Origin of the sequence: Paenibacillus sp. FSL E2-8871 (assembly GCF_038000345.1) — a bacterium.
GTDB lineage: Bacteria > Bacillota > Bacilli > Paenibacillales > Paenibacillaceae > Paenibacillus_AQ.
In genome coordinates this window covers 6381409-6405158 of the sequence record NZ_JBBOBV010000001.1, presented here as the reverse complement: position 1 = coordinate 6405158, position 23750 = coordinate 6381409, and the positions used below count along the sequence as shown (strand labels likewise).

Here is a 23750-nt window from a genome sequence, read left to right as displayed (position 1 = left end):
GTTATCTCCTTGTAAATAACCATAATGGCAAGGTCTCACGCTGACCTGCATACTCAAGTGCGACATCCGATGGTATTTTACCTTGATTAGGTCCGTCTGTGATCACCCTGCTGAAGTTATAGATCCTCAAATATTCGTGTAAGCGCTTTTCTAAGGTCTCAAAGGAATCAATCGTATCATCCAACCAAGCCTGCTGATAGAACTCTTTCGTCAACACCGCTGCAAATTGCTGTAAGGGTTGAAATACTTCTGTCTGATCTGCAGTAATAGCTACTTGATTTATGTTGTTCTTATGTAAAAAATCGCTGTATTTATGTTTACCTCTATCCCAGTTCGTAGTAAATTCACGACTCTTGTTCGTAACCAGATTATTAATTTGGAATTCTAAGGTCTTCATCAATGGGATGACCTTCAAATCCATAAAATCGATAAAATGAATGGCGGACTTCCGATTATATAGCTTAACTAAGCCTAATCTGGAATAGGCATCGTAGACCACGTATTGATACACCTTTCCTACCCTTGGGAACACTCCCATATAGCTAATACTCTGTTGGCACATATACCCGGGATGAGCATTTTCCGGATTTTTCATCCTATAGTCCAGAGGTTTGGGTTTCTCTTTACACCCTCTGCTGTTAGCCGCTTGCGCGCCGTCCCGCTTCTTTGCTTTAACTTCTTTGGCGTAAGCCTCCCGTTCTATTCTCTTACTAAGTCCATTTCGACGCAGCACATTATAAATACCTGACTCCCCTATGTTCACACCCTCATCCTGCAGTTCGTAAAAGATTCGCTTGGGTCCATCTTCAGGGAATTTGGCAACGTATTGTAAGATCAATCTTTCCGTTCGCTTATCCACTTTATTAGGCATTACCGGCTTTCGTTCCTTCTCTGCCAGTCCATCCATCCCCTGCTCTTGATAAGCTTTACACCACTGATAATAGATCGTCCGGGATATGCCAAACTCCTTGCAGGTTTCGCTCACATTGTTGCTGATAGTCCCTTGCATGAGGATATGATATTTGTTGTTTGCATTCATCTATTACACCCCCTATTCTCTTTATTTTATACATAGTTGGCGTTAAATACAGTGCTATTCTACAAAGGATAGGTGAAAAACTTATACTTTCTATTATTATAAAAAAGAGAGACAGCTCAAGGCTTCTCCCCATTCCGAACAAAATGTGTGATGTATTCCCCTCCGGAAATCTCCAAGCAGTTCAGACGTTGACCATAGGCACATCCACCATCCACACCAATCTTATCGCCCAGCGGACTAAACCAGATGTCTTCCGAATCATGTAGATCCATCGTCGAGGTATGACCGAAAATAACCGTTTTGTCAGTGCTAACTACAGGATTCGTATAAAATGGCTCTCTGATCCAGATAAAATCATATGGATCCTGCTGCTTCCAATCCGCTATTAATGGATTAATGCCTGCATGGACAAAGATATGGTCTTCCGTCTCATGATAAAGTGGCAATGAACTTAGAAAGTCCAAATGATGTTTGTATTTCTGTCTAATTTCTTCTTTCAGCATCATATAATCATGCCAGCCAAAATCCGCTTTAAAAAAATCAGAATCCGCCTCACAATAGCTCATCAATGTATACAAACCACCGTTGTTTAGCCAATGCGTATCCAGTTTATCATCTTCGCTGGTGAGCGCATCATAGGCCATTTTATCATGATTGCCTTTTAGAACTGTGACGTCCCATTCCCGCTTTAGGGCCATAACTTGGTCCACAATTCCTTTACTATTGAGACCTCTATCCACATAATCCCCCATCAGAATGAGCTTGTCCTCGGATGGCCGATAGTTTATTTTTTTTAATAATGCGTTGAATTCGGAATAGCTTCCGTGAATGTCGCTAATCGCTAATATTCTGATTGTAATTCCTCCTTGCTCTGGATGCTGCAAGCTAAAACGCCTTCGGCGTCCTTTAAAGGACGGTGAGCGTTTATGCGAGAATTATAAGGATAAAGTATATCGTGAAACTTATACTTTCTTATAATTAAAAAAAGACGTTCCGGGCAGAGGCACCGAAATATCTTTTTTTTGGAATGGTCGCTATACGGAATCCATAACGAGCGGATCTTCATCGGTTTGAGTAAAAAGCTGGCGGCTTCTGACTTCATGCACCGCTTCTTGAAAACGATCACACAGAAAAATCAACTGGTCGATCTCTTTCTTACCCACCTTTTCCGTAACTTCACTTAAAATACCTGAAAAAGTAGCCATCTGGGAATCATAAATCTGCTCCCCTTTATTCGTCAGACCAATATATACAACCCGCCGATCGGTATCGGACGTTGTTCGCACCACATAACCCTTCTCCTCCAAACTGTTAACCATTTGTGTCGCAGTAGGTCTGCTAATTTGGAGCAAGTCGCTTAATCTAGAAATCATGACTCCCTGCTGCTCTTCGACTTCGTCTGAAAGCTTCTTTCGCTTCATTAAATTGTTTATGACATACATCATCATAAATTCTCTATACGAAATCACTTCCTTTGAGGACGGACGAGAGGTCAAACGTTTAATATTTTCAAAGGCAATGATTAGCTTCTGCTCTTGACTATTTTGAGTATCCATAGGGCACCTCCAATTTAACTCAATCTAATTAGATTACTTACCTATTTCCAAAAAATCAAGTCCAAATCACATTCTGTTTCCATAAAAATTAAATAATTAAACAGTTGTGCTAAATGATGAATTTGTGTATTATACATAAATGATAGTTTGGCTACCTAATTATTAAGACATGAAATCCCAAACTACAATATATAGAACTTAAAGGAGAGGAACAGCTCTGGAGCATCTTTCGCAAAAGAAAAAAGTTACAATTATGATTGCTTTAATGGCGGCTATGTTTTTCGCAGCAATCAACCAGACCATTGTGGGTACTGCAATGCCCCGAATTATTGCGATGTTAGGAGGCATTGAACATTATACTTGGGTAATTACCATCTATATGCTCACCTCTACAATCGCTACCGTACTTGTCGGCAAATTATCCGATATCTATGGAAGAAAGCCATTCCTCTTAGCGGGGATCGTTATTTTTATTATAGGCGCTTTCCTGTCCGGATTGTCGACAGATATTTTCCAAATGATCACTTATCGCGGGATTCAAGGTCTTGGCGGCGGGATTCTAATGTCGGCTACCGTAACCGCTGTAGGTGATTTGTTCGCTCCTAGAGAGAGAGCCAAGTGGACTGGAATTATGATGGCCATATTTGGATTCTCTAGTGTAATTGGTCCTACCCTTGGGGGCTTCATGGTGGATCACATGGCTTGGAAATGGATCTTCTGGATCTTCTTGCCTTTCGGTATCGTGGCTTTCTTCATGATTTGGAAAATGTTCCCTAAAACTGCGCGCTCCACTTCAGAATCCATTGACTACTTAGGCTCCATTTTCCTTTCCCTTACCATTGTTGCACTCTTGCTCGGCTTTTCATGGGCGGGTACAAAATATGAATGGGGTTCCCCAGAGATTCTCAGCTTGTTCGGGGCATCTATTCTCGGAGTTATTATTTTAATTCTGATTGAACGAAAAGCTAAAAGTCCAGTATTGCCATTATCCTTATTTAAGAATTCCATCGTAACCATCTCCATGGTTGTCGGCTTCCTGATGAATGCTGGTATGATGGGCGCAATGATCTATCTGCCATTCTTTGTCCAAGGTGTAGAAGGTGTCTCCCCGACCAACTCCGGATTCATTAATATGCCGATGTCATTAGCAATGATTGTACTTAGTACGCTTGTGGGAAGATGGATCTCCAAATCAGGTAAATACAAGCGTTATGCCCTGATGGGTATGCCATTTATGGTTGTAGCCATGATCATAATGGCCTTTATGAGCAACATTGCGATGGCCGTAGTCAGCATGATAGTCTTCGGGATTGGTTTAGGACTATCGATGCCTGTATTTACCTTAACCGTGCAAAATGCTGTAGCTCCCTCCATGCTAGGAGTTGCTACTGCTACAAATACTTTGTTCCGTAATTTAGGTGGAACCATCGGTATCGCTATTATGGGTACCATCATGAACACTTCATTAACGAATAAACTAGAGGCAGCAGTGTCCTCTGGCAAGGGTCCAGATTTAACCAAACTTGACCCTGAATCCGCTAAACAGCTTTCCGCATTTATGAATCCGCAAATGCTGCTAGATCAACCTAAGCTGAAGGAACTGCACGCAACGCTGCCAGAGCAGATCCAGCCACTCTTCAATCAATTGATTGAGATGCTGCGAAACGCACTAAGCGATTCCCTGACGGTTGTATTCTTAAGCGGCACGGCACTGTTAGTCATTGCAGCATTGCTTGTCCTGTTCCTTAAAGAGATTCCGTTACGAAGTGGTGAGAAAAAAACAGAGGTAACTGCAGAGGGAAAAAGCGAAGGCAAAAACCTTGAAAAGTCAGTACCTGCCGCACATTAATCACAAATAATATACATTAGAGATGTCCGTAAACAGCTTTGGCTGTGCGGCATCTCTTTTTTATGTGAAGGAGATTAGGATTCGGTTGGTTGATCGTTCAATTCTTCGAAATAATCGTAGACTTCGTTTAACAGCTCCATTAACGAATCTGTCTTTTCTCTACCCATATAATCAATCATGCCTTTAAAGGTATTTCGGGATTTCGTCACGGCCATTTCGGCCAAATGCTCTCCTTTTTCCGTAAGCGTGATCTCACTGATTCGGCGATCCTGGGCATCGGCAGAACGCACTACATATCCCTGTGCAATCAGACTATTGACCATCTGTGTAACCGTAGGAGAAGTGACTTTAAGAAACTTGCTGATATCTGATACGGTCTGGCCCTTCTTCCCTTCCCGTTCCTTGCCGAGCTTTAAAGAAACCAACATCCGAACCTCACTTGGCTTCAATCCCCAGACTGTAGTTTTACGCCAATTCATCCTGGCAAATTGCTGGAAGGCTTCCATTAGTCCATCAACATTCTGATATTTATCTTCGTTCATCAGTACACCCCATAAGATCCATTTAACACTAAGTATAGCCTAATCGAGCTTAAAAAAGAATTGATAGATGTCAGATATCCATTTTCAAATCATTACTATCGAGATGTATAATGGGATCAGAAGAAAGGGCTTGGTCGTCCTTTACTGACGATAAATGATACATTGTTATATATAAAATACAGGCAATTCACGCCTATTCGAAAGAGGTTATCTATCATGTCCTTTTCTTATTCTACATATGATGCTCTAGGGCTTGCTTCGCTTGTCAAAGCACGTGAAGTCTCCCCTCGTGAGCTTGTCGAAGCCGCTTTCGCTCGGCTCGATGAAGTTAATCCAGTTCTTAATGCGGTTGTACGTACTCGTAGAGAAGCTGCTCTTAAGGAAGCTGACGATATGCCTGTTCATGATAGCACTCGCCCGTTTGCTGGCGTTCCTTTTCTGCTCAAGGATATCTCCCAAGCTATCGCTGGAGAACCTCTTACTTCGGGTGCTTTGCTTATGAAAGACAATATTGCCAGACGTGACTCAAACTACGTAGCACGAATCAGAAACGGCGGATTCATTCCGCTTGGACATACGAATACACCAGAATTCGGACTCAAAAACATTACCGAAAACGTCCTTCATGGCCCGGCACGTAATCCGTGGAATCCCGAATATTCCCCCGGCGGTTCAAGTGGTGGTGCAGCTGCAGCGGTAGCTTCTGGTATTGTTCCGGCAGCGGGTGCTAGTGATGGTGGCGGCTCGATCCGTATCCCTGCCTCGTTCACCGGCTTGTTCGGACTGAAGCCCACCCGTGGACGTACTCCAGTAGGACCAGGTGTCGGTCGTCAATGGCAAGGCGCTTCTATTGACTTTGCATTGACAAGGTCCGTACGCGATAGTGCTGCGATGCTGGATCTACTACAGGTTGTGCAGCCAGAGGCTGCTTTTCAAACACCTCTATATCCGGGCGTCTACTTAGACGATCTATTCAAGCCAACACAGCGAAAACTACGCATAGCGTTCACAACAGCTTCTCCAGTAGGCACTCCTGTAACGAATGAAGCAGTCATTGCTGTGCTCAAAACTGTAAAATGGCTCGAAGCTGAGGGGTATGAAGTTGAAGAAAAGCTAAGTCCAGTAAATGGTGTTAGGCTGATGGAGAATTACTATACGATGAATACTGGCGAAGTGGCAGCGATGTTCGTATCGCTGGAAAAAATGATGGGACGTTCCATTACTTCCAGTGAAGTCGATATCGTTACTTGGGTCCTTGGGGAAGCCGGAAGAAAAGTCTCTGCGGCAGAATTTGTGCATAGTCTGGATGAATGGGATATTGCAGCCGCTCAAATGGCAGGTCTGCTTAACCGCTACGATCTGTATATCACACCAACAAATGCGGATTCAGCTCCTAAGATTGGCGAGTTAACGCATAGCTCTGCTGAAATAGAAAAACTGCTGCATGTACATGAGTTGCCGAAAGAGGAACAAGAGCGAATGATTTACGCTATGTTTAAACCAAGCCTAACCTACACACCGTTCACCCAGCTCGCCAATTTGACGGGTCAGCCAGCTATGAGCGTTCCCGTCCATATGTCGCAAGAGGGTCTACCGTTGGGGGTACAGGTAATGGCTGCTAAAGGCCGGGAAGATTTACTGCTTCAGCTTGCAGCCCATCTTGAACAATCCGAGCTGTGGGTAGGGATGACAGGGAATCCGCTCTTTCCATGATGAATTAGAGGGAACAGGTTGCAAACCTCAACCTACTCCTGCTCACGCCCGCAAATGCCATAGAAGAAGAGATGGATAGCTTCCTCCAGGAAGGCATCTATATCTTCTTGTTTGCTGGCTTCATCTAGCATTTCTCCCGAACTTCGCATATACATTCCTATAAATGAAAGTATCCCTTTGGTGGACACTTTATTTGAAATTTCTCCTCGTACTTTGCCGTCCTCCACCATCTTGACCATCAATGGTAAAACGTCATTTGTATACCGTTCTTCAATATAATGAAACATTTCCTGGTCCTCAATCATAAGTTCCTTCACAGTCGTAGGAGACAATGAACTGTAGGTTTCTCTCTCCATCGTCATAATATATTCAATAATCTCTTTTAGAGAATGCTCTCCATGAATGTAATCTTCAAATTCGCGAATGGCCTTCTCTATAAAATCCTTAAAGGCCTCACCAAGCAGTGCTTCCTTGCTGCCAAAATAATTATAAATCGTCACCTGTGAGACGCCTGCCTCTTTCGCAATGTCTGCGATCCGGAGACGTTTGGGCTCACTGCTCTTGAGCATCTCCATCGTAGTCTTCATAATTTTGAGTTTTATTTGAGCGGCTCTTTTCTCAAATCCATTCATGCTATCCACCCTTAACTTCATTATATAGTGCGCTTATTTAAATTTAATGAAATATTTATTATCAATTATTTCATAATTCCATTGACTTCACTATTCACTAGGAATAATATAACATATGAAATATCCAATTAGTAATAGTTCATTATTTTGCAGCGGGGGTGGCGGCATGCTTGTAGTTGAAGGCTTAACCAAACGTTTTTCGAATGGCAAAGGAATCGAAGATGTTACGTTTACCGTTAATAAAGGTGAGGTATTTGGGTTTCTGGGGCCTAATGGCGCGGGTAAATCTACGACCATAAGACATATCATGGGATTTATGAAGCCGGACAAAGGTAATGCGAGCATCCATGGACTTGATGTATGGAAAGCACAGGGTACAGTCCAGAAGCATATCGGCTATCTACCCGGTGAAATCAACTTTTTTGACGGGATGACAGGCATTTCTTTCCTTAAATTCATGTCTGGCATGCAAGGGATGAAGAACACTACTAAACGTGACCGCCTCATTGAACGACTGCAATTTGATGCCTCAACTCCGATCCGCAAAATGTCAAAGGGAATGAAGCAAAAAGTCGGTATTGTCGCAGCTTTCATGCACAATCCTGAAGTTATTATTCTGGATGAACCAACCTCGGGACTCGACCCGCTTATGCAAAAGGTATTTATAGATCTCGTATTGGAGGAAAAAGCAGCCGGAACCACATTTCTAATGTCCTCTCACAGCTTTCAAGAAATTGAGCGCACCTGTGACCGAGCTGCGATCATTAAAGACGGACGTATCATCACTATAAAAAATATCCACGAATTACAATCGATGCAGCGGAAGCTGTTTGAGGTTGTTTTCGCGAGTCGCGAAGATGCAGAGCAATTCGCCGCCTCCGGCCTGCAAGTGGAAGCTCGTGAAGGGAATATGGTCCGCATTGCCGTTCAGGGTAATTACGATCGATTCATTCAGGAGACCGGGAAATATAATATCCGCAGTATGGATGTGTTCACGCAGAATCTAGAGGACATTTTCATGGACTATTATGACCGTGAGGGGGCCGTGCAATGAATCTTCCACTCTATAAAGAAATGATGAGGGTAAACCTCAAAGGCATTATGAATTACGCCTTCGGTTCTGCCTTCTATATTCTGTTTATGATCTGGCTATATCCGGGGATCGCCGGAAGCACAAAAGCCATTGATGACCTCATTAAAGCTATGCCGGAAGGTGTAGGTAAAGCCTTTGGATTAAACAGCGGATTTACCAGTGCTGAGGCTTTTATCTCAGGAGAATATTATGGACTTATTCTGGTACTGATTCTATCCATTGTGTGTGTACAAATGTCGACGCAGCTCATGGCTCGACTTGTGGATCGTGGCTCTATGGCTTATCTTCTGATAGCACCAACTACGCGGAGAAAAGTAGCTACCACGCAGGCGCTTGTACTCACAACAGCGTTGCTCCTGATTATGGGTGTAACCACACTCGCCGGATTATTAGGTAAAGCATGGTTCCTCGGCAGTGAATATGAATTTAATAGCGGCCGATTCACTCAGCTGAATAGCGTAGCGTTTTTATTGTTTTTTGCCGTGGGGGGACTCACTTTCCTCGTATCCTCGGTTTGTAATGATGAGAAAAAAGCGCTTGGAATTTCCGGCGCTATCACCTTCGGATTCTTCACTCTGGATCTGCTAGGCAAAATAAGCGATAAACTGGAGGGATTACGTTACATGACCTTGTTCTCCTTCTATCAGCCTGGTAAAATCGTTCAAGGAAACGTGGAGATTATTCAGGTTTCTAGTTGGTTACTGTTGATCGGTATTCTCGCTTTTACCATAGGGATCGAACTGTTCAGACGACGGGATCTTCCATTATAAGATTAAGGGACGCTCCAATAGCATGTGGCTACTGGAGCGTCCCTCTTTCATATAGAAGAATATAATAAGCTTCTTCACACTAGAGAAGCATTATTTTAAGATTTCGTATCCGGTCTAGGGACACCAAAGTTTGGCGTTCCATCCTCATTCCACTGGATCACTTGCACACGCGCGTGCCGATTAGGATCATATAACGGGTCTCCCACAATTTCCTTATAGCTTCTAGCATGGAACACTAGGATATCCTGTGTGCCATCTTCTGAGACTGTAAAGCTATTATGTCCCGGTCCATATTGACCGTTTTCTTCAGAAGTTGTAAACACAGGTTCTGGTGTTTTGACCCATGATTTCGGATCCATTAAATCACTATCCTCATCAGCGGTTAACAACCCCATACAGTAGTTATGATCTGTTGCACTTGCCGAGAAAGTCATGAAAATACGTCCATTTCGCTTAAGAACTGCCGCACCCTCATTCACCAGGAAGCCGATTTTTTCCCAATCATATTCAGGCGTGGTGATGCACACCTGCTCTCCTTTTAACGTCCAAGGGTTTTCCATTTCAGAGATATACATATTAGAATTACCAGGGATATCGGGATCCTTTTGTGCCCATACGTAGTATCTAACCCCTTTGTGTTCAAAGGTGGTTGCATCCAGGGCAAAGGATTCCCATTTCGTTTTGATTTGACCCTTTTCCACCCACTCACCTTCTAATGGATTTATGGATGAATTTTCTATGGCAAACATGCGATGATCAAATAAGCCATCTTTCGTATCGGAAGTATGTGCTGCTGCAAAATACACGTACCATTTTCCATCAATATAATGAATCTCCGGCGCCCAAATATTGGCACTCATTAAGCCTGTTTCATGCTTAACCCAAATGGTCTTACCCTCAGCCTCAGCTAATCCCTGAATGGATTCAGAACGACGAAGCTCGATTCTATCAAACTCCGGAACCGAAGCTATGAAATAATAATAACCGTCAGTATGTTTATAGATCCATGGATCTGCCCTTTGCTCAATAAGCGGATTTTTCGCATTGAATTCTCTCATGATGACAACTCCTATATCTCTCTTTATTTTTAATTTTATGGGTCACCAAAACACACCCTTCCTTATAAGAAGGCAAGGTGTATTTAAGCTATGTTCATTTGATCTACCCTTTAATACCTGAATTCAAGTTAATAGATTGAACGAAGTATTTTTGAGCAAATATAAATAACAGTAGGGTTGGTACGATCGCCAAGATTGCTGACCCCATTAATTGCCCGATCATACGATAGTTTCCGTAGATATCTTGTAGCAAGAGCAACCCAGCTGTGACTGGCATTTTGTCTACATCTGTGTACACGATAACCGGCCAGAGGAAGTCATTCCAAGATCCCGTAAAGGAGAACAATCCGCAAACAATCAGAATCGGCTTAACTAACGGCAATATAATTTGCGCGAAAATTCTAAAGTCACTAGCACCATCAACTTTTGCAGACTCATCTAATTCTTTTGGGATACCGTTCATAAACTGTCTGACCAAGAAGATATTCCCCATACCCGCAAGACCGGGAATGATCATTGCCCAAGAAGTGTTTACCCAGCCCAAGGAATCGATAATTTTATAAGAAGGAATTAAGTTAACTACACCCGGGAAAAAGGAGATCCCTAGCAAAGTAAAGAACAGTGTGTCTCTTCCTTTAAAGTTAATACGGGTATAACCAAAGCCTGTAATCGAAATCACAATAACCACCAGGATTGTGTGGGTTGTAGCAATAAACAATGAATTGCCTAGCCAACGTAGAATTGGGGCTGTAGAAGTATTGTTTAGAATCGTAACATAGTTCTCAAAGACCCATGTTTCAGGAAATAGTCTAAAGCCTGAAGAAACCACTTCCGTTTGTGATCTAAAAGACGTGGAAATCCCGAATATTACTGGAATAATCCAAATCACACAAAGGATAAGCAAAAAAGCATATGATACATATTTTGAAATGCTAACATTGGATGATCCTTTTACTTTGCCTGTTCTATTTACAACTGAACGATTATCTAGGCCATTTACCGCCTGATTTGACATTATAGTACACCTACCTTTTCCATTTCCTTGTTAATCAGTTAGTTCCCGAGAACCTTATGTAGCATTTCGGTTCATTACATAATATTGCAGCGCTGAGATTACCAAGATTACTAATCCTAATAACACTGCCATCGCCGATGCCATCCCTGCAATGGATTCACCGTTACCGAAAGCTAATTGACGAATATACATCATGAGTACGTGTGTACTTTGTCGAGGCCCGCCATCAGTCATCATTAACGGTTGGCCGAATACATTGAAGGCTCCGGCAGTTGTCATAACAAAGGTATAGATTAATGGAAAACGAATAGATGGCAAGGTGATACTTGTGAATCTTTTAATTGAACCCGCACCATCGAGCTCGGCTGATTCATATAATTCTTGCGCAACGCCACTTAAGGAAGCACGATAAATAATCATATTGCCCCCAATACCGCCCCATAGTGTGATTACAATGATGATAATCCACGCATACGGCTGATTTGCAGGCCAAGCAATTTGTGATCCGAATAGATTACCAGTAATCCCCAATTGCTTATTAAAGATCAAAAGCCAGATTAGTGCAGCCGCAGAAATCGAAATCAAGCCCGGAATATAGAGAATAGATTGAATTAAGCTCTTCATTTTAACTTTTTTATGTTCTAGTGCAACAGCAACCATTAATGGGATAACTATTAATAATGGAACAGAGAGACCCACAAAGATCAATGTATTTTTCAGACCTCTGAAAAATTGAGTATGAAACGTTGATTTGCCATCAAAAAGAATGGCCTTATAGTTATCAAAGCCTACCCATACCGGGTCACTCATTAAATTCCACTTTGTAAATGAAGCATAAATCCCATAAATCGTTGGCAATAAAATGAAGATAGCAAACAAAATGACGTGCGGACCTACAAAGAAGGCAGGTGCCCAGTTTATTTTCTTTTTCATAGGATTTCATTTCTCCTTTTGCACAAAGTAATGCACCACAGTACGGCACATTACTTCGTACAATCTATTCTATTTCGCTTTATTTCGCTGCACTGCTGCTTTCTGCGATCTTATCTTCTACAAACTTCTGCATGGTTGCCAAGGTCTCATCTAGATCAACGTTACCGCGAACGATATCTGCGCAATAAGTATCTACTGCTTCTGCAATGTATGGGTAGTACTCATATGTGTAAATGTAAAGGGATTCAATTTCCTTTTCATTAGAAGTAAAGAAGGATTGCATGTAGTTTTGGTATTCCGGGCTTTGGTTAACTACGTTACTTGCGACGTTTTGACCAGCTTTTGCCCATTCCATTGAGTTTGTACGCACATATTCTAAGAAGTTAGCAATCCCTACTTCTTTTTCATCTGTTCTCTTATCGTTCTTAAGCATAGCGAACAAGTGAGAAGAAGATCTATTCGTGAATTTATCAGCGGTTGGAGAATAAATGTTAGTCACACCAAAGTTCAAGCCTTCAACTCCAGCATGTGCGGTAGAACTCCAAGTTCCGTCTGTGGAGAAGAGTACGTTTTGGGATTGGAACATCAAGTAACCGTCTTCACCAAATGGAGTCATCAAACCAGCATCAGCAATTTTCTTAACGTCTTCAAAGGCTTGTTTAAATACTGGGGAGTTAACAGCAGGTTTGCCATCCACCTGAATATCTCCGCCCAAGTTTTGAATTTGAGCCAGGATAACCCATCCGAGCAAAGCATCATTAACTACATAGTCGCCTTCATCCAATTTACCTTGTAAGGAAAGCATTTCATCAATCGTAACAACGTTATCATCCAAGAAAGATTCAGCATTATATTTCTTGAGCAAATCTTTATTGTAATACATTACGTTACTGTGGATATCAAGAGGTACTGTGTATTGCGTTCCGTCGATGTTACCAGTGTTCCAAGCTTGTGGTAAGTAATTCTCAGCTTTTAGTTCAGGTTGTGCTGGCAATACAGTATCTTGCATGGATTCTAAGACACCTTGCTTAACAAACCCAGGTACACGGTCAGCGTGGATAATTGCTAAATCAGGGACACCTTTGCTGGAAGCCAAAACGGTAGAAATTTTTGTGTACATATCAGCTGTAATAACGTGCTTCACTTTAACTTCTGGATTCGTTGCATTGTAGTCTTTAACGATTTGATCCATATAAGCACCATCATCACCAGTCAGCGGTGTCCAGAACGTAATCGTCTTACTATCATCTTTACCACCACATCCTGCTAACACTGTCGTTAACATTAGAACCGTTGCTAATACTACTCCAAATCTCTTTTTCATTACTCTCTCCCCCTGCAGCTGTAATGTTAAGATAATCATTCACATTAACTTCGTTGGAAACGATTAACTTAAACTTAGTATACAGTTGCTTTGAAAGCGTAGTCAATAACTTTTAAATAAACTTAATAGATTTTTTTAAAACTTAGTTAACCTTTTAGTTCATTAAGACGAGGTGAAAGCGATATATTATTTACTTCAGTTACCTTTCGTGTTACTTTATATAGAGATTAATAAACTTTACAGTATATGAAATTACTTTGAAAGAAGTGGATAAAATGCAATTGGAAATAGACAAGTCCTCTCTCGTTGTTTATGAAGCCTTGGCAAGTGAAGTACGAATAAAAATCATTCAGTTACTCTCCAAAAATAAGATGAACATCAAAGATTTGGCAGAAGAACTTAAAATAAGCAGTCCCATCGTAACAAAACACATTAAAAAGTTAGAAGATGCAGGAATCATAAAAACAGAAAAAGTTCCTGGTAAATCCGGAATGCAAAAAATCTCAATTCTTAGAGTCGACCATATTGAGATTAACTTCCCTAAAAAAATCTTTCATTCCTTTGCCTCCTATGAGACATCGGTACCGATTGGTCATTATACGGATTATGATCTGAAGCCTACATGCGGACTTGCCACAGAGAAAGAGTTTATCGGCAGAGTAGACGAACCTAAGTATTTCATGGATTCTAAAAGAGTCGATGCAGAGATTCTATGGTTTACCCAAGGTTATGTTCAATACAACATTGCCAATTTTCTGAAAAAAGATGAAACCTTGCAGCAATTTGAAATTAGCCTAGAGCTTTCTTCCGAATTTCCATTTGCCAATGACGTATGGCCTTCAGACATCACCTTTTCATTGAACGGCTTGGAATTAGGTACTTGGACAAGCCCTGGGGATTTTGCTGATGCAAGAGGTAAATTCACACCTGAATGGTGGCCGCACAATATTAACCAGTATGGATTACTAAAAACGATTAGAATTACTAATCACAATGGAACATACATTGACGGTGACCCCATGTCTTCCGTTTCGATTGAGGATTTAGATACGACCTGTGACCGATGGACTTTCCGGATCGAAGTGAAGGAAGATGCAAAACACGTCGGAGGCGCGACAATTTTCGGAAAAAAATTCGGAAATCATGATCAAGATATCATGTTCAAAATGTATTACCTTTAAACTCTTCTAGTACGCACATGTATCAAGGTTGGTTCTTTCATGGGGGCGAACAACTAATTAGTATTTATTCTTCCTTAGCCCCCCCTATCTGTACTGTGATATGAACCAGCTATCACTTTCCCCTATCCATCTCTTTATCGCCCACTTCTCCCACCTTCTTTCACTTTCCACAACTCCAGTAGTAATCTGCAGTACTTTTCATACGCTATCCAAACCCAACTACCCTTTTATCAATAAAAATATAAATAGATTCATCGTTTCATAAATTTCTATTTGACTATATGCTAATATCATGCTTAAAATGAGATCAATATAAAACGTTTTCCACGATATGGTTTGTATAAACATAAAACAAATCCATTTTGATTTGTGAAAAACGTTTTTTTAGTAGTTCTATTGTAAGCGTTTTACATTTTTCGTACCGCCGCAAGCTCTAATCAATAGAATCGGAGGATCATGAATTTGAGGAAAACAACTCGTAAGCTAACCGCTTCACTTCTTGCACTCACGCTGCTAGTACCTGCACCATTCATTTCAGCAGCTTCTCCAAGCGATTCCAAAACAATCGCACCATCCACGCAACAACAGGCTGTCGATTATTCGGGCCACTGGGCACAGAAAGATTTTCAATCCTGGGTGGATAAGGGCTTGATTTCAGGCTATGGAAATGGAATTTACAAACCGAATCAAGAGATCACCCGCGCGGAATGGGTCACATTGATCAATCGGGTCTTTAATTTGCAGGAAAAATCAGAAATTGCCTTCACGGATGTACTAGTGTCAGGTGCTTATTACAGCGATATCCAGAAAGCTTCGGCTGCAGGATATGTATCAGGATATAGCGATGGCACCTTCCGACCAACACAGGTAGTAAGTCGTCAAGAAGCCGCGGTTATGCTGCACAGACTATTCCAGCTCAATTCTTCTGCAAATACCTCTGCACCAAAAGATGTTGAAGATTTACCCTCATGGAGCCAAGAAGCTGTATTATCTTTATTTGGCGAAGGTTATTTGAATGGTTATAGTGACGGCAGCTTTAAAGGCGCAAAAGCCGTAACAAGAGCGGAAGCACTGCGTATGATTGAGAAGTTGGCCGGGGAAATCACTTCTAAGAGCGGGAGTTATACGGGGATTACCACTCAGAATATGGTAATTAGTAGCCCGGGTGTTGAGTTGAACAACTCCACCATCTCCGGAAACCTGTACCTTACCGAAGGTATTGCAGAAGGCGATATCACGCTGAATAACGTCACTGTTAAAGGAACAATATTCGTATCCGGCGGCGGCGAAAATAGTATCGTACTTAGTAACTCTAATGCAGGTGACATGGTTGTAGATAAGCGTAATGGGAAACTCCGCGTCGTTACTAAAGGAACGAGTGCCGTACCAAGTGTACGTGTACATACCGGTGTAATGCTTGAGGAAGATACTACTTTGACGGGTGCAGGCTTCGGCCGGGTCGTTATAGAGAATACGCTCCCGAACGATTCAATCATCAGGCTGAGAGGAAACTTTGATTCTGCTGAGGTACAAGCGTTAGGAGTGCCTACACTACATCTAGCTGCAGGCAATATTACTGAAGTTACATTGAACCAATTAGCCAAGCTACGTGTAGATGCTGGTGCAGCAATCAAGAATCTTATCCTTGGTATAAACGATATGATTACTATCCAAGGCACCGGGAAGGTTGGCTTTGACAGTAAATACAGTAACCTAATCAAATTTGAAACACCTACTCCGACAGCTACGGCAACGTCTGGTTCTGGTAGTTCAGGTTCTGGTGGATCGGACGGCGGCGCTGTTGCTACACCTACTACTACTCCGGTTCCAACAGCTACAGTGACTCCTACTGCTACGCCGGGTCCGTCAGCAACGGCACCAGCACTCACCAATGTTTCTGTACATGATCCTTCGGTGGCTGTAGACAAAGGAACGTATTATGTGTTCGGGTCTCATATCGATGCGGCCAAATCGGATGATCTGCTGAACTGGACTCGTTTCACAAATGGTTATACAACACCAGGCAACGTACTCTTTGGTGATCTTTCCGCGAATCTGGCAGAATCCTTTAAATGGGCTGGAGAGAACGATTCTGACAGTAAAGGCGGATTCTCCATATGGGCTCCAGACGTTTTCTGGAATGAGAATTATAAGAATGCGGACGGGACCACTGGCGCTTATATGATGTATTATAGTGCTTCTTCCACTTACATCCGCTCAGCGATTGGCTTTGCCACTTCGCAAAATATTGAAGGTCCTTATACCTATGGAAATACCGTAATTTATTCCGGCTTCACCAAGGAAGAAGATTACGATACTAACAGCAAAATTAATAAAAAATGGACAAACACAAATATTCAAAAGCTTATTGATAACGGAACACTAGAAGATGCCAACCCAGATTGGTTTGACGCAGGCGGTTCATATAAGAACAAAACGTATACAAACGCAATTGACCCGACGTTATTCTACGATAAAGACGGCAAGCTGTGGATGACTTATGGATCATGGTCAGGCGGTATATTTATTCTAGAAATCGATCCAGCTACCGGCGAGCCTAAATATCCGGGTAAAGACGGAACGACCGCTGATGGACGTCTAATCGATCGGTATTTCGGTACCCATATTTCTGGCGGTATGACCAAATCGGGCGAAGGTCCGTATATCGTTTACGACAAGAATACAGATTACTACTTCTTATATGTAACTTATGGAGGACTAGCGTCCGACGGTGGTTACAATATGCGTCAGTTCCGTTCAACGAATCCGGATGGTCCTTATGTGGATGCTGCCGGACAAAGTGCAGTGCTGGCAACGAGCAATGACCATTCGGCCATTGGCAACAAAGTTCTTGGTAACTTCATGTTCACGAACGTGAATAGTGAACCAGACTTCCAAACTTACGGCTATGTTGCATCAGGCCATAATTCAGTCAATTATGATGAAGAGACGGGTAAAATATTCAACTTCTTCCACACTCGCTTCCCGCAGCGTGGTGAAACACATGAGCTTCGTGTGCATCAAATGTTCACCAACGAAGATGGATGGCCGCTCACTTCTCCTCATCGTTACACTGGTGAAACTATCGCAGCTGTTATGCAGGAAGATGTTATTGGAGCTTACCAGTTCGTGAATCACGGGAAAGATACTTCTGCTAAAATTAAATCCACAACAGCTATCGAACTGCGAGGTGATGGAACCATTACAGGGTCCGTAACCGGTTCTTGGGAGCTAAAAGGAGAGTATTACGCCGACCTTCTCATCAATGAAATAGAAAACGGAGCTACTGTACAAAATCTCTACAAAGGTGTATTCGTAAAACAATGGGATTCCACTCGTCAGAGCAATGTTATGACTTTCACAGCCATGTCCAATAAGGGTGTTACCGTCTGGGGCAGTCAAATTGAACTGCTGAGTACAGATCAAATTGTATCCAATGTTAAAGATAGTTTAAGCTTGGGCAACACAAGTAAAGTATACAAAGATCTTACGCTCCCAACTGAGGCCGTAAGAGGAACAGTCATTACGTGGTCGTCTTCCAATGAAGCCGTAGTAGGAAACGATGGTTCAGTTGTTCGTCCTGAAAAAGGACTCGGAAACGCAACGATTGAACTTACTGCTACGATTGCGCTGGGTGAGTCTACTGCAACTAAGACCTTTACTATCATTGTAATGGAACTGACTGGAAATATACTGGAAGACGGTTTGGTGGCAGCGTATGATTTTGAAGGAGATCTTTCAGAGAACGGAGATCGTACTGATAAGGGTACAATTACCGGCAATCGGATTAACAATACTGGTGGGAACATCACTTATGAGACAGGTGAAGTTGGTCTTGCAGCTAAATTCGACGGTAGCTCCGGTATTCGCCTACCAAATGGTTTGATTAAAGGCAACACCTACACAATAGGCATGTGGCTTAACCCACAAGAACTGACTCAATTCACTACAGCCTTCTTTGGTGCTACAACAGATATGAATTGGATTAGTCTCTTGCCTTATGGAAACGGTGGAGCTACTACCCGGATGTGGTTTGGTAGCCAAACCTTCCACGATGCAGAAGCAGGCATGCAGATTCCAGTTAACCAATGGTCGCATATAGCTTTCACTTACGATACCGGGACTGTGAAGCTGTATGTGAACGGAGTATTGAAGTACACTGGAAAAGGATTTACGGATGTATTTAACAGTGCAGATGCAGTATTCGCCCTGGGTGTAAACTACTGGGATATCCCATACAAAGGTTTGATTGATAACCTGCGTATCTACGAAAGTGCACTTTCCGCTGAAGCTGTAGACTTGCTGGTAAACGGTGAGCCTGACAGTAATGTAAAAGTAAGTACGATAACCATCCATGATGCTGAAATGGATGTGGCTGTGGGTAATACCTTTACCCCTCAAGTAAAAGTACTGCCTACCAATGCAGGAAATAAGAAACTTACTTGGAGTTCTAGTGATCCTAGCGCCATTTCAGTTGATGCTACAACCGGAACTGTAACAGCGCTAACGGTAGGTGGCGAAGCAGTGATTACAGCCACTGCGGCTGATGGTAGTGGTGTCTCAGCAGACTATAAGGTAAACGTTACGGATGGAAAAGTAGCCTATTATGCTTTTGATGGAAACCTTGATGACTCCCTCCAATTGGTCGGTACTGGACAGGTTACGGGAATAAAAATCGAGGCTCCAACTGTAGGTAACATCACTTACGGTAACGGTATCACTAATCAAGCAGCAGTATTTGACGGTGTTTCCGGGATCCGTTTACCTAATGGATTAATTGACAGCAATACCTATACCGTATCTATGTGGTTAAACCCTGAGCAGCTTACTGATGCAACAACAACCTTCTTCGGTGCTGCTTCGATAAACAGCTGGATTAGCTTCGTTCCACAGAACGGCGCAGGTAAAACACTGCTATGGTCTGGCGAGGCATGGTATGATGCTGTTTCCGCTATGAAGATTCCAGAGAATAAATGGACGCATGTAGCATTTGCGGTCAACAACGGTACCGTGAAGGTATACCTCGACGGAGTTGAGCAATTCTCCGGTGAGGGCTTCCCGAATGTGTTTAAGAACAAGAATGGTGTGTTCGCTCTTGGCGTAAACTATTGGGACGTACCTTATAAGGGAATGATTGATGAACTGAAGATCTACAGCAGAGCACTCAAATCAGACGAAATACTGACCGAATATAACTCAAATGTAAATTAAGAGAATCATCATTTGGAAAGAGAGCGGAGCCTCAGGCTCCGTTCTTTTTATCTTAAATCACGCGATCAAAGTGAATGAGCGTCCAGAAATTTTCTCACCTTCGTATTGTAAAACAAGCATTTAAATAATATAATCATTAACTATACGTCTTGAACTAAATTGGAGGCCATCTATGAAACTTGACCTGTCGGAAGAATCTCTTCCCGTCTACGAAGCTTTAGCCAGTTCAGTTCGTCTGCACCTGCTGCGCTTGCTTGCCGAGAACCCAATGAATGTCAAGGAATTGGCCGCAGCGGTAAATTTGAGCAGCGCTATTATGACAATGCATGTGCGTAAGCTAGAAGCTGCAGGACTTATCCAGACACATATGGCACCTGGACGAAGTGGTCTGCAAAAGATCTGTACGCTGGCTGCTGAAAGTGCCGAGATCACCTTTCCAGGCAGACAAATTAATGAGCGCAAAAGCTACCGCAAGGAGATTCCTGTTGGGCATTATTCCGACTTCATGATCGAGCCTACCTGCGGTCTTGCCACTACAGAGCAAGTGATTGGCAGCTTTGATGATCCCCGTTATTTCTGGGATCTCGAGCGTATGAATGCTGGTATTCTCTGGTTCGGCAAAGGATATATCGAATATAAAATTCCTAACTTCCTTCTCTCCAGTCAACAGCCCGAGGAGCTAATCATTACGATGGAGATTGCCTCCGAAGCGCCTTCCATTAATAATAATTGGCCCTCCGACATCACTTTCACACTGAACGGAGTACAGCTTGGATTCTGGACAAGTCCTGGTGACTACGGAGATAGACGTGGTAAATACACGCCAGCTTGGTGGCCAGCACTCACGAATCAATACGGCCTTCTTAAGCAGCTGCGCATTACATCTAAAGGCACGTTTATGGACGGCCTGAAACTGTCCGACGTTACGCTGGATCAAGTGAACATTCGCAACAAGCAATGGACTTTCAAGCTTTCCGTCGATGAAGAGGCCGAGCATATTGGCGGCATTACCCTTTTTGGCAAAGGCTTTGGCAACTATAATGATGATCTAATCGTTGAGCTGTTCTACACAGATACCCATGAATAAAGCCGCATTCATCTCCCGTTGGAGAGTCGAATGCGGCTCTTATTTTACCTTATTTCATGTTCAATGAAGGGTCCCCATAATCCGCCACCAGGCAGTGGACAGCCACGTTCCTTAAGTTTAGCTACAACAGGAATAATGCATCCACAAGCTACGCAAGTCACACTCTGATGCAGCTTAGGACAAGTCCCGCAAAGAGAAATCCGTTCAGCATAAACCTCATCTGGAACACAAAGCTCTGTCTTAAACATGGATGATGACAAGATTCGCTCTATCTGTGCATCGGTAACCTTATAATCGTCGCGACACCCCTTGCATGCAGATGTTGTTGACATGATAACACCACCTTATGCCTTCGGCGTAATCTCCAGCACAGTTACTGACATTGGAGCCAGCTCTACATTAAGAAGATCACCTTCAAGTGTAAAGGCTGTAAAAGCTTTCGGTACGACAGCATCTGGCTGAATAAATGTATTATGAGCATCTATCTTGTTACCTGTGAGCGTAGTGCCTGTCACATCAACCTTCTGCCCGGAAAGGCCACGCAGCTCGAGGGGTACAGTAGCTGATGCAGCGTGATTCAAGTTGCAAAGACTGACATGAATGATCCCAGCGTCTGTTACGGAAGCTGAAGCAGATACTTCAGGAATCTCGCTGCCCTCAAAGCTGTAAGTCCCACTATCGATTGTTAAATCCAACAACTCAGCATCCTGATGGACTTTAAACATATTGAATACATGATAGGTAGGCGTTAGCAGCATTTTTTCTCCTTCGGTTAAAATCACTGCTTGAAGCACGTTAATGGTCTGCGCAATATTTGCCATCCGTACCCGGTCACTGTGTTTATGGAAAATATTCAGGGTTACGCCAGCTACAAGGGCATCCCGAATTGTATTTTGTTGATATAGGAATCCTGGATTCGTACCCGGCTCAACATCATACCAAGTTCCCCATTCGTCAACGATAAGGCCTACTCTTTTATCCGGGTCATATTTGTCCATAATAACGCCATGTTTAGTAATCAGCTCATCCATGCGAAGGGCCTTCTCTAAAGTACTAAACCATTCACTAGTTTCAAAGCCTGTTGCTGCCCCTTTATTCTCCCATGCTGGACCAGGAATCGTATAATAATGAAGGGTAATCGAGTCCATAAAGCGTGTAGCTTCACGCATTAAAACTTCCATCCAGTGATAATCATCCACGTTAGGACCACAAGCGATCCGGTGAATACGATTGTCCCCGTAATTACGTACATACGTCTGATATTGGCGATAAAGATCTGCATAATATTCTGGACGCATATTCCCGCCGCAGCCCCAATTCTCATTACCAACGCCAAAATAAGTGACAGCCCAAGGCTCTTGATGACCGTTCTGCTGGCGAAGCTCAGACATCGGTGAGACACCGCCAAAGGTTAAATACTCTACCCATTCGGACATCTCTTGAACCGTACCACTTCCCACATTACCATTGATATAAGGTTCACATTCCAGCATCTCACATAATTCCATAAATTCATGTGTACCAAAATGGTTGTTCTCAACCGTGCCGCCCCAATGCGTATTGATCATACGTTTACGAGCTTCGCGATCACCAATACCATCTTTCCAATGATATTCATCTGCAAAACATCCACCCGGCCAGCGAAGTACTGGAATTTGTATTTCTTTAAGCGCTTTCACAACATCATTACGAATACCGTTAGTGTTAGGAATCGGTGAATCTTCTCCGACCCAAATGCCTTCATAAATACAACGTCCCAGATGCTCAGAGAAGTGTCCATAAATATTTTTGTTTATCATACCTTTGCGAATGTCTGTGTTAAGGATTGCGCGATCTGCCATGAATAAACTCCGCCTTTCAACATTTATATTTTTATTAACTAATTAATAATTATACAAACATTATAGAGCGGTCCTCAGCGATCCGTCAATCTCCAATATGAATGAATCTATTCTTTATCAATCGGTTTGTTTATCCCGTCTTCATAGTAATCAAAAACAAGCTGCTGTTGCGTTCCTCTTACCCCGTAAAATACGTCGGAGATCCGTTTCCCCTTCCGTCTTAATTCGTTCTCCAGCCATTCTTTGGTCAGTCCATTATTCTCAAGATTCTCTTCAATAAGGACGCCATCCATAATTAACTCAACGGGAAAGCTCTGAGGAACCGAAAGAAGCTTCAAATCTTTTCGAGTAACATATTGATACTCTTGTTTCTTTAAGACGGATACCATTCCGTTATCTTCTAATACGGCATACTCTACTACCTCTAGATTAAAAATTTCTTTTTCCCTCAGTGCCTGATCCAAGGAGTCTAGCGAATACCTTACCTTTTTCATATTCCCTTCAAGAATTTTCCCGTTTTCGATAAGTACCGTAGGTGATCCTGAGATCCAGCTTCTCATTTTACGACTCTTTATAGCTATGATAGATAGTAGAAAAGACGTAGCAGTTATAACAATGAGCGCCACGATCATATATGACGACTTCAGGTCTTTATTAAAAGCCAAATTTGCCGCAAGCGATCCCAATATAATACCTGTCACAAAATCATGAAACGTCAAATTAGAAATCGTTTGTTTCCCCAATATCTTAGCTATCACTAGCAGCATGATCATAGCGACCACAGTACGAAGAACAATATCCATATGCGCCTGCATCTCTAATGCTCCTTTCTATTCAATCCCCTATTATTCACAAACCAAGGTGAAATGAAACGTCATTACAATCGGTTTAATTTTAAGAGGTCAT

General features: G+C 42.5%; 19 protein-coding genes. 7 read left to right on the top strand and 12 right to left on the bottom strand.

All coding sequences use genetic code 11. The features are described from left to right. Nucleotide 1: 1 nt before the first annotated feature. The 3 genes from NYE25_RS28730 to NYE25_RS28720 form a co-directional block, all read right to left on the bottom strand. On the bottom strand, nt 2–1039 hold the full coding sequence (locus tag NYE25_RS28730; RefSeq protein ID WP_076284276.1) for a helix-turn-helix domain-containing protein: 1038 nt from the start codon (nt 1037–1039) through the stop codon (nt 2–4). A gap of 116 nt (nt 1040–1155) precedes the next feature. Next, nucleotides 1156–1923 (bottom strand): metallophosphoesterase family protein, encoded by a 768-nt coding sequence (locus tag NYE25_RS28725; protein ID WP_341147473.1) that lies wholly within the window; start codon nt 1921–1923, stop codon nt 1156–1158. A 150-nt stretch (nt 1924–2073) separates the two neighbouring features. After that, on the bottom strand, nt 2074–2595 hold the full coding sequence (locus tag NYE25_RS28720; RefSeq protein WP_341147472.1) for a MarR family winged helix-turn-helix transcriptional regulator: 522 nt from the start codon (nt 2593–2595) through the stop codon (nt 2074–2076). A gap of 217 nt (nt 2596–2812) precedes the next feature. Between NYE25_RS28720 and NYE25_RS28715 the strand changes: the two genes are divergently transcribed. Continuing rightward, a complete protein-coding gene (locus NYE25_RS28715) occupies nt 2813–4444 on the top strand; it encodes an MDR family MFS transporter (RefSeq protein WP_076300052.1) in 1632 nt (543 codons plus the stop codon). Nucleotides 4445–4518: 74 nt separating this feature from the next. Here the strand turns inward: NYE25_RS28715 and NYE25_RS28710 are convergent, their stop codons facing one another. Beyond that, nucleotides 4519–4986, bottom strand: coding sequence for a MarR family winged helix-turn-helix transcriptional regulator (locus tag NYE25_RS28710; RefSeq protein ID WP_042186061.1), 468 nt, complete (start codon nt 4984–4986; stop codon nt 4519–4521). A 216-nt stretch (nt 4987–5202) separates the two neighbouring features. On the opposite strand from NYE25_RS28710, the gene NYE25_RS28705 reads away from it, so the two are divergent. Next, entirely contained in the window at nt 5203–6699 is a 1497-nt protein-coding gene (locus NYE25_RS28705) for an amidase (protein ID WP_076284279.1), read from the top strand. Between the two features lie 32 nt (nt 6700–6731). Here NYE25_RS28705 and NYE25_RS28700 read toward each other — a convergent pair whose 3' ends face one another. Continuing rightward, nucleotides 6732–7331 (bottom strand): TetR/AcrR family transcriptional regulator, encoded by a 600-nt coding sequence (locus NYE25_RS28700; protein ID WP_341147471.1) that lies wholly within the window; start codon nt 7329–7331, stop codon nt 6732–6734. Between the two features lie 166 nt (nt 7332–7497). Here NYE25_RS28700 and NYE25_RS28695 point away from each other — a divergent pair, with 166 nt between their 5' ends. After that, on the top strand, nt 7498–8385 hold the full coding sequence (locus tag NYE25_RS28695; RefSeq protein ID WP_341147801.1) for an ABC transporter ATP-binding protein: 888 nt from the start codon (nt 7498–7500) through the stop codon (nt 8383–8385). Further along, nucleotides 8382–9194: an ABC transporter permease subunit gene (locus tag NYE25_RS28690; RefSeq protein WP_341147470.1), complete on the top strand. Its 813-nt coding sequence runs from the start codon at nt 8382–8384 to the stop codon at nt 9192–9194. Before NYE25_RS28695 ends, NYE25_RS28690 begins: the two co-directional genes overlap by 4 nt. A gap of 95 nt (nt 9195–9289) precedes the next feature. On the opposite strand, the gene NYE25_RS28685 is transcribed toward NYE25_RS28690, so the two are convergent. From NYE25_RS28685 to NYE25_RS28670, 4 genes are all read right to left on the bottom strand, one after another. Continuing rightward, entirely contained in the window at nt 9290–10252 is a 963-nt protein-coding gene (locus NYE25_RS28685) for a glycoside hydrolase family 43 protein (protein WP_341147469.1), read from the bottom strand. Between the two features lie 103 nt (nt 10253–10355). Then, nucleotides 10356–11267 (bottom strand): carbohydrate ABC transporter permease, encoded by a 912-nt coding sequence (locus tag NYE25_RS28680; RefSeq protein ID WP_341147468.1) that lies wholly within the window; start codon nt 11265–11267, stop codon nt 10356–10358. 54 nt (nt 11268–11321) lie between these two features. Beyond that, on the bottom strand, nt 11322–12200 hold the full coding sequence (locus NYE25_RS28675; RefSeq protein ID WP_341049422.1) for a carbohydrate ABC transporter permease: 879 nt from the start codon (nt 12198–12200) through the stop codon (nt 11322–11324). Between the two features lie 79 nt (nt 12201–12279). Next, nucleotides 12280–13524, bottom strand: coding sequence for an extracellular solute-binding protein (locus tag NYE25_RS28670; protein ID WP_341049423.1), 1245 nt, complete (start codon nt 13522–13524; stop codon nt 12280–12282). A gap of 275 nt (nt 13525–13799) precedes the next feature. Here NYE25_RS28670 and NYE25_RS28665 point away from each other — a divergent pair, with 275 nt between their 5' ends. The 3 genes from NYE25_RS28665 (at nt 13800) to NYE25_RS28655 (ending at nt 21003) form a co-directional block, all read left to right on the top strand. After that, nucleotides 13800–14705 (top strand): ArsR/SmtB family transcription factor, encoded by a 906-nt coding sequence (locus NYE25_RS28665; RefSeq protein WP_042186035.1) that lies wholly within the window; start codon nt 13800–13802, stop codon nt 14703–14705. A 462-nt stretch (nt 14706–15167) separates the two neighbouring features. Further along, nucleotides 15168–19916, top strand: coding sequence for a LamG-like jellyroll fold domain-containing protein (locus tag NYE25_RS28660; RefSeq protein ID WP_341147467.1), 4749 nt, complete (start codon nt 15168–15170; stop codon nt 19914–19916). Nucleotides 19917–20088: 172 nt separating this feature from the next. Beyond that, nucleotides 20089–21003, top strand: a complete 915-nt coding sequence (locus NYE25_RS28655; RefSeq protein WP_042186033.1) for an ArsR/SmtB family transcription factor — start codon at nt 20089–20091, stop codon at nt 21001–21003. A 44-nt stretch (nt 21004–21047) separates the two neighbouring features. On the opposite strand, the gene NYE25_RS28650 is transcribed toward NYE25_RS28655, so the two are convergent. The 3 genes from NYE25_RS28650 to NYE25_RS28640 all read right to left on the bottom strand — a co-directional run bounded on the left by NYE25_RS28650 (nt 21048) and on the right by NYE25_RS28640 (nt 23659). Next, a complete protein-coding gene (locus NYE25_RS28650) occupies nt 21048–21335 on the bottom strand; it encodes a hypothetical protein (RefSeq protein WP_341147466.1) in 288 nt (95 codons plus the stop codon). Nucleotides 21336–21347: 12 nt separating this feature from the next. After that, nucleotides 21348–22844 (bottom strand): alpha-N-arabinofuranosidase, encoded by a 1497-nt coding sequence (locus NYE25_RS28645; protein ID WP_341147465.1) that lies wholly within the window; start codon nt 22842–22844, stop codon nt 21348–21350. 107 nt (nt 22845–22951) lie between these two features. Then, nucleotides 22952–23659, bottom strand: a complete 708-nt coding sequence (locus NYE25_RS28640; RefSeq protein ID WP_341147464.1) for a DUF421 domain-containing protein — start codon at nt 23657–23659, stop codon at nt 22952–22954. Between the last annotated feature and the right edge of the window lie 91 nt (nt 23660–23750).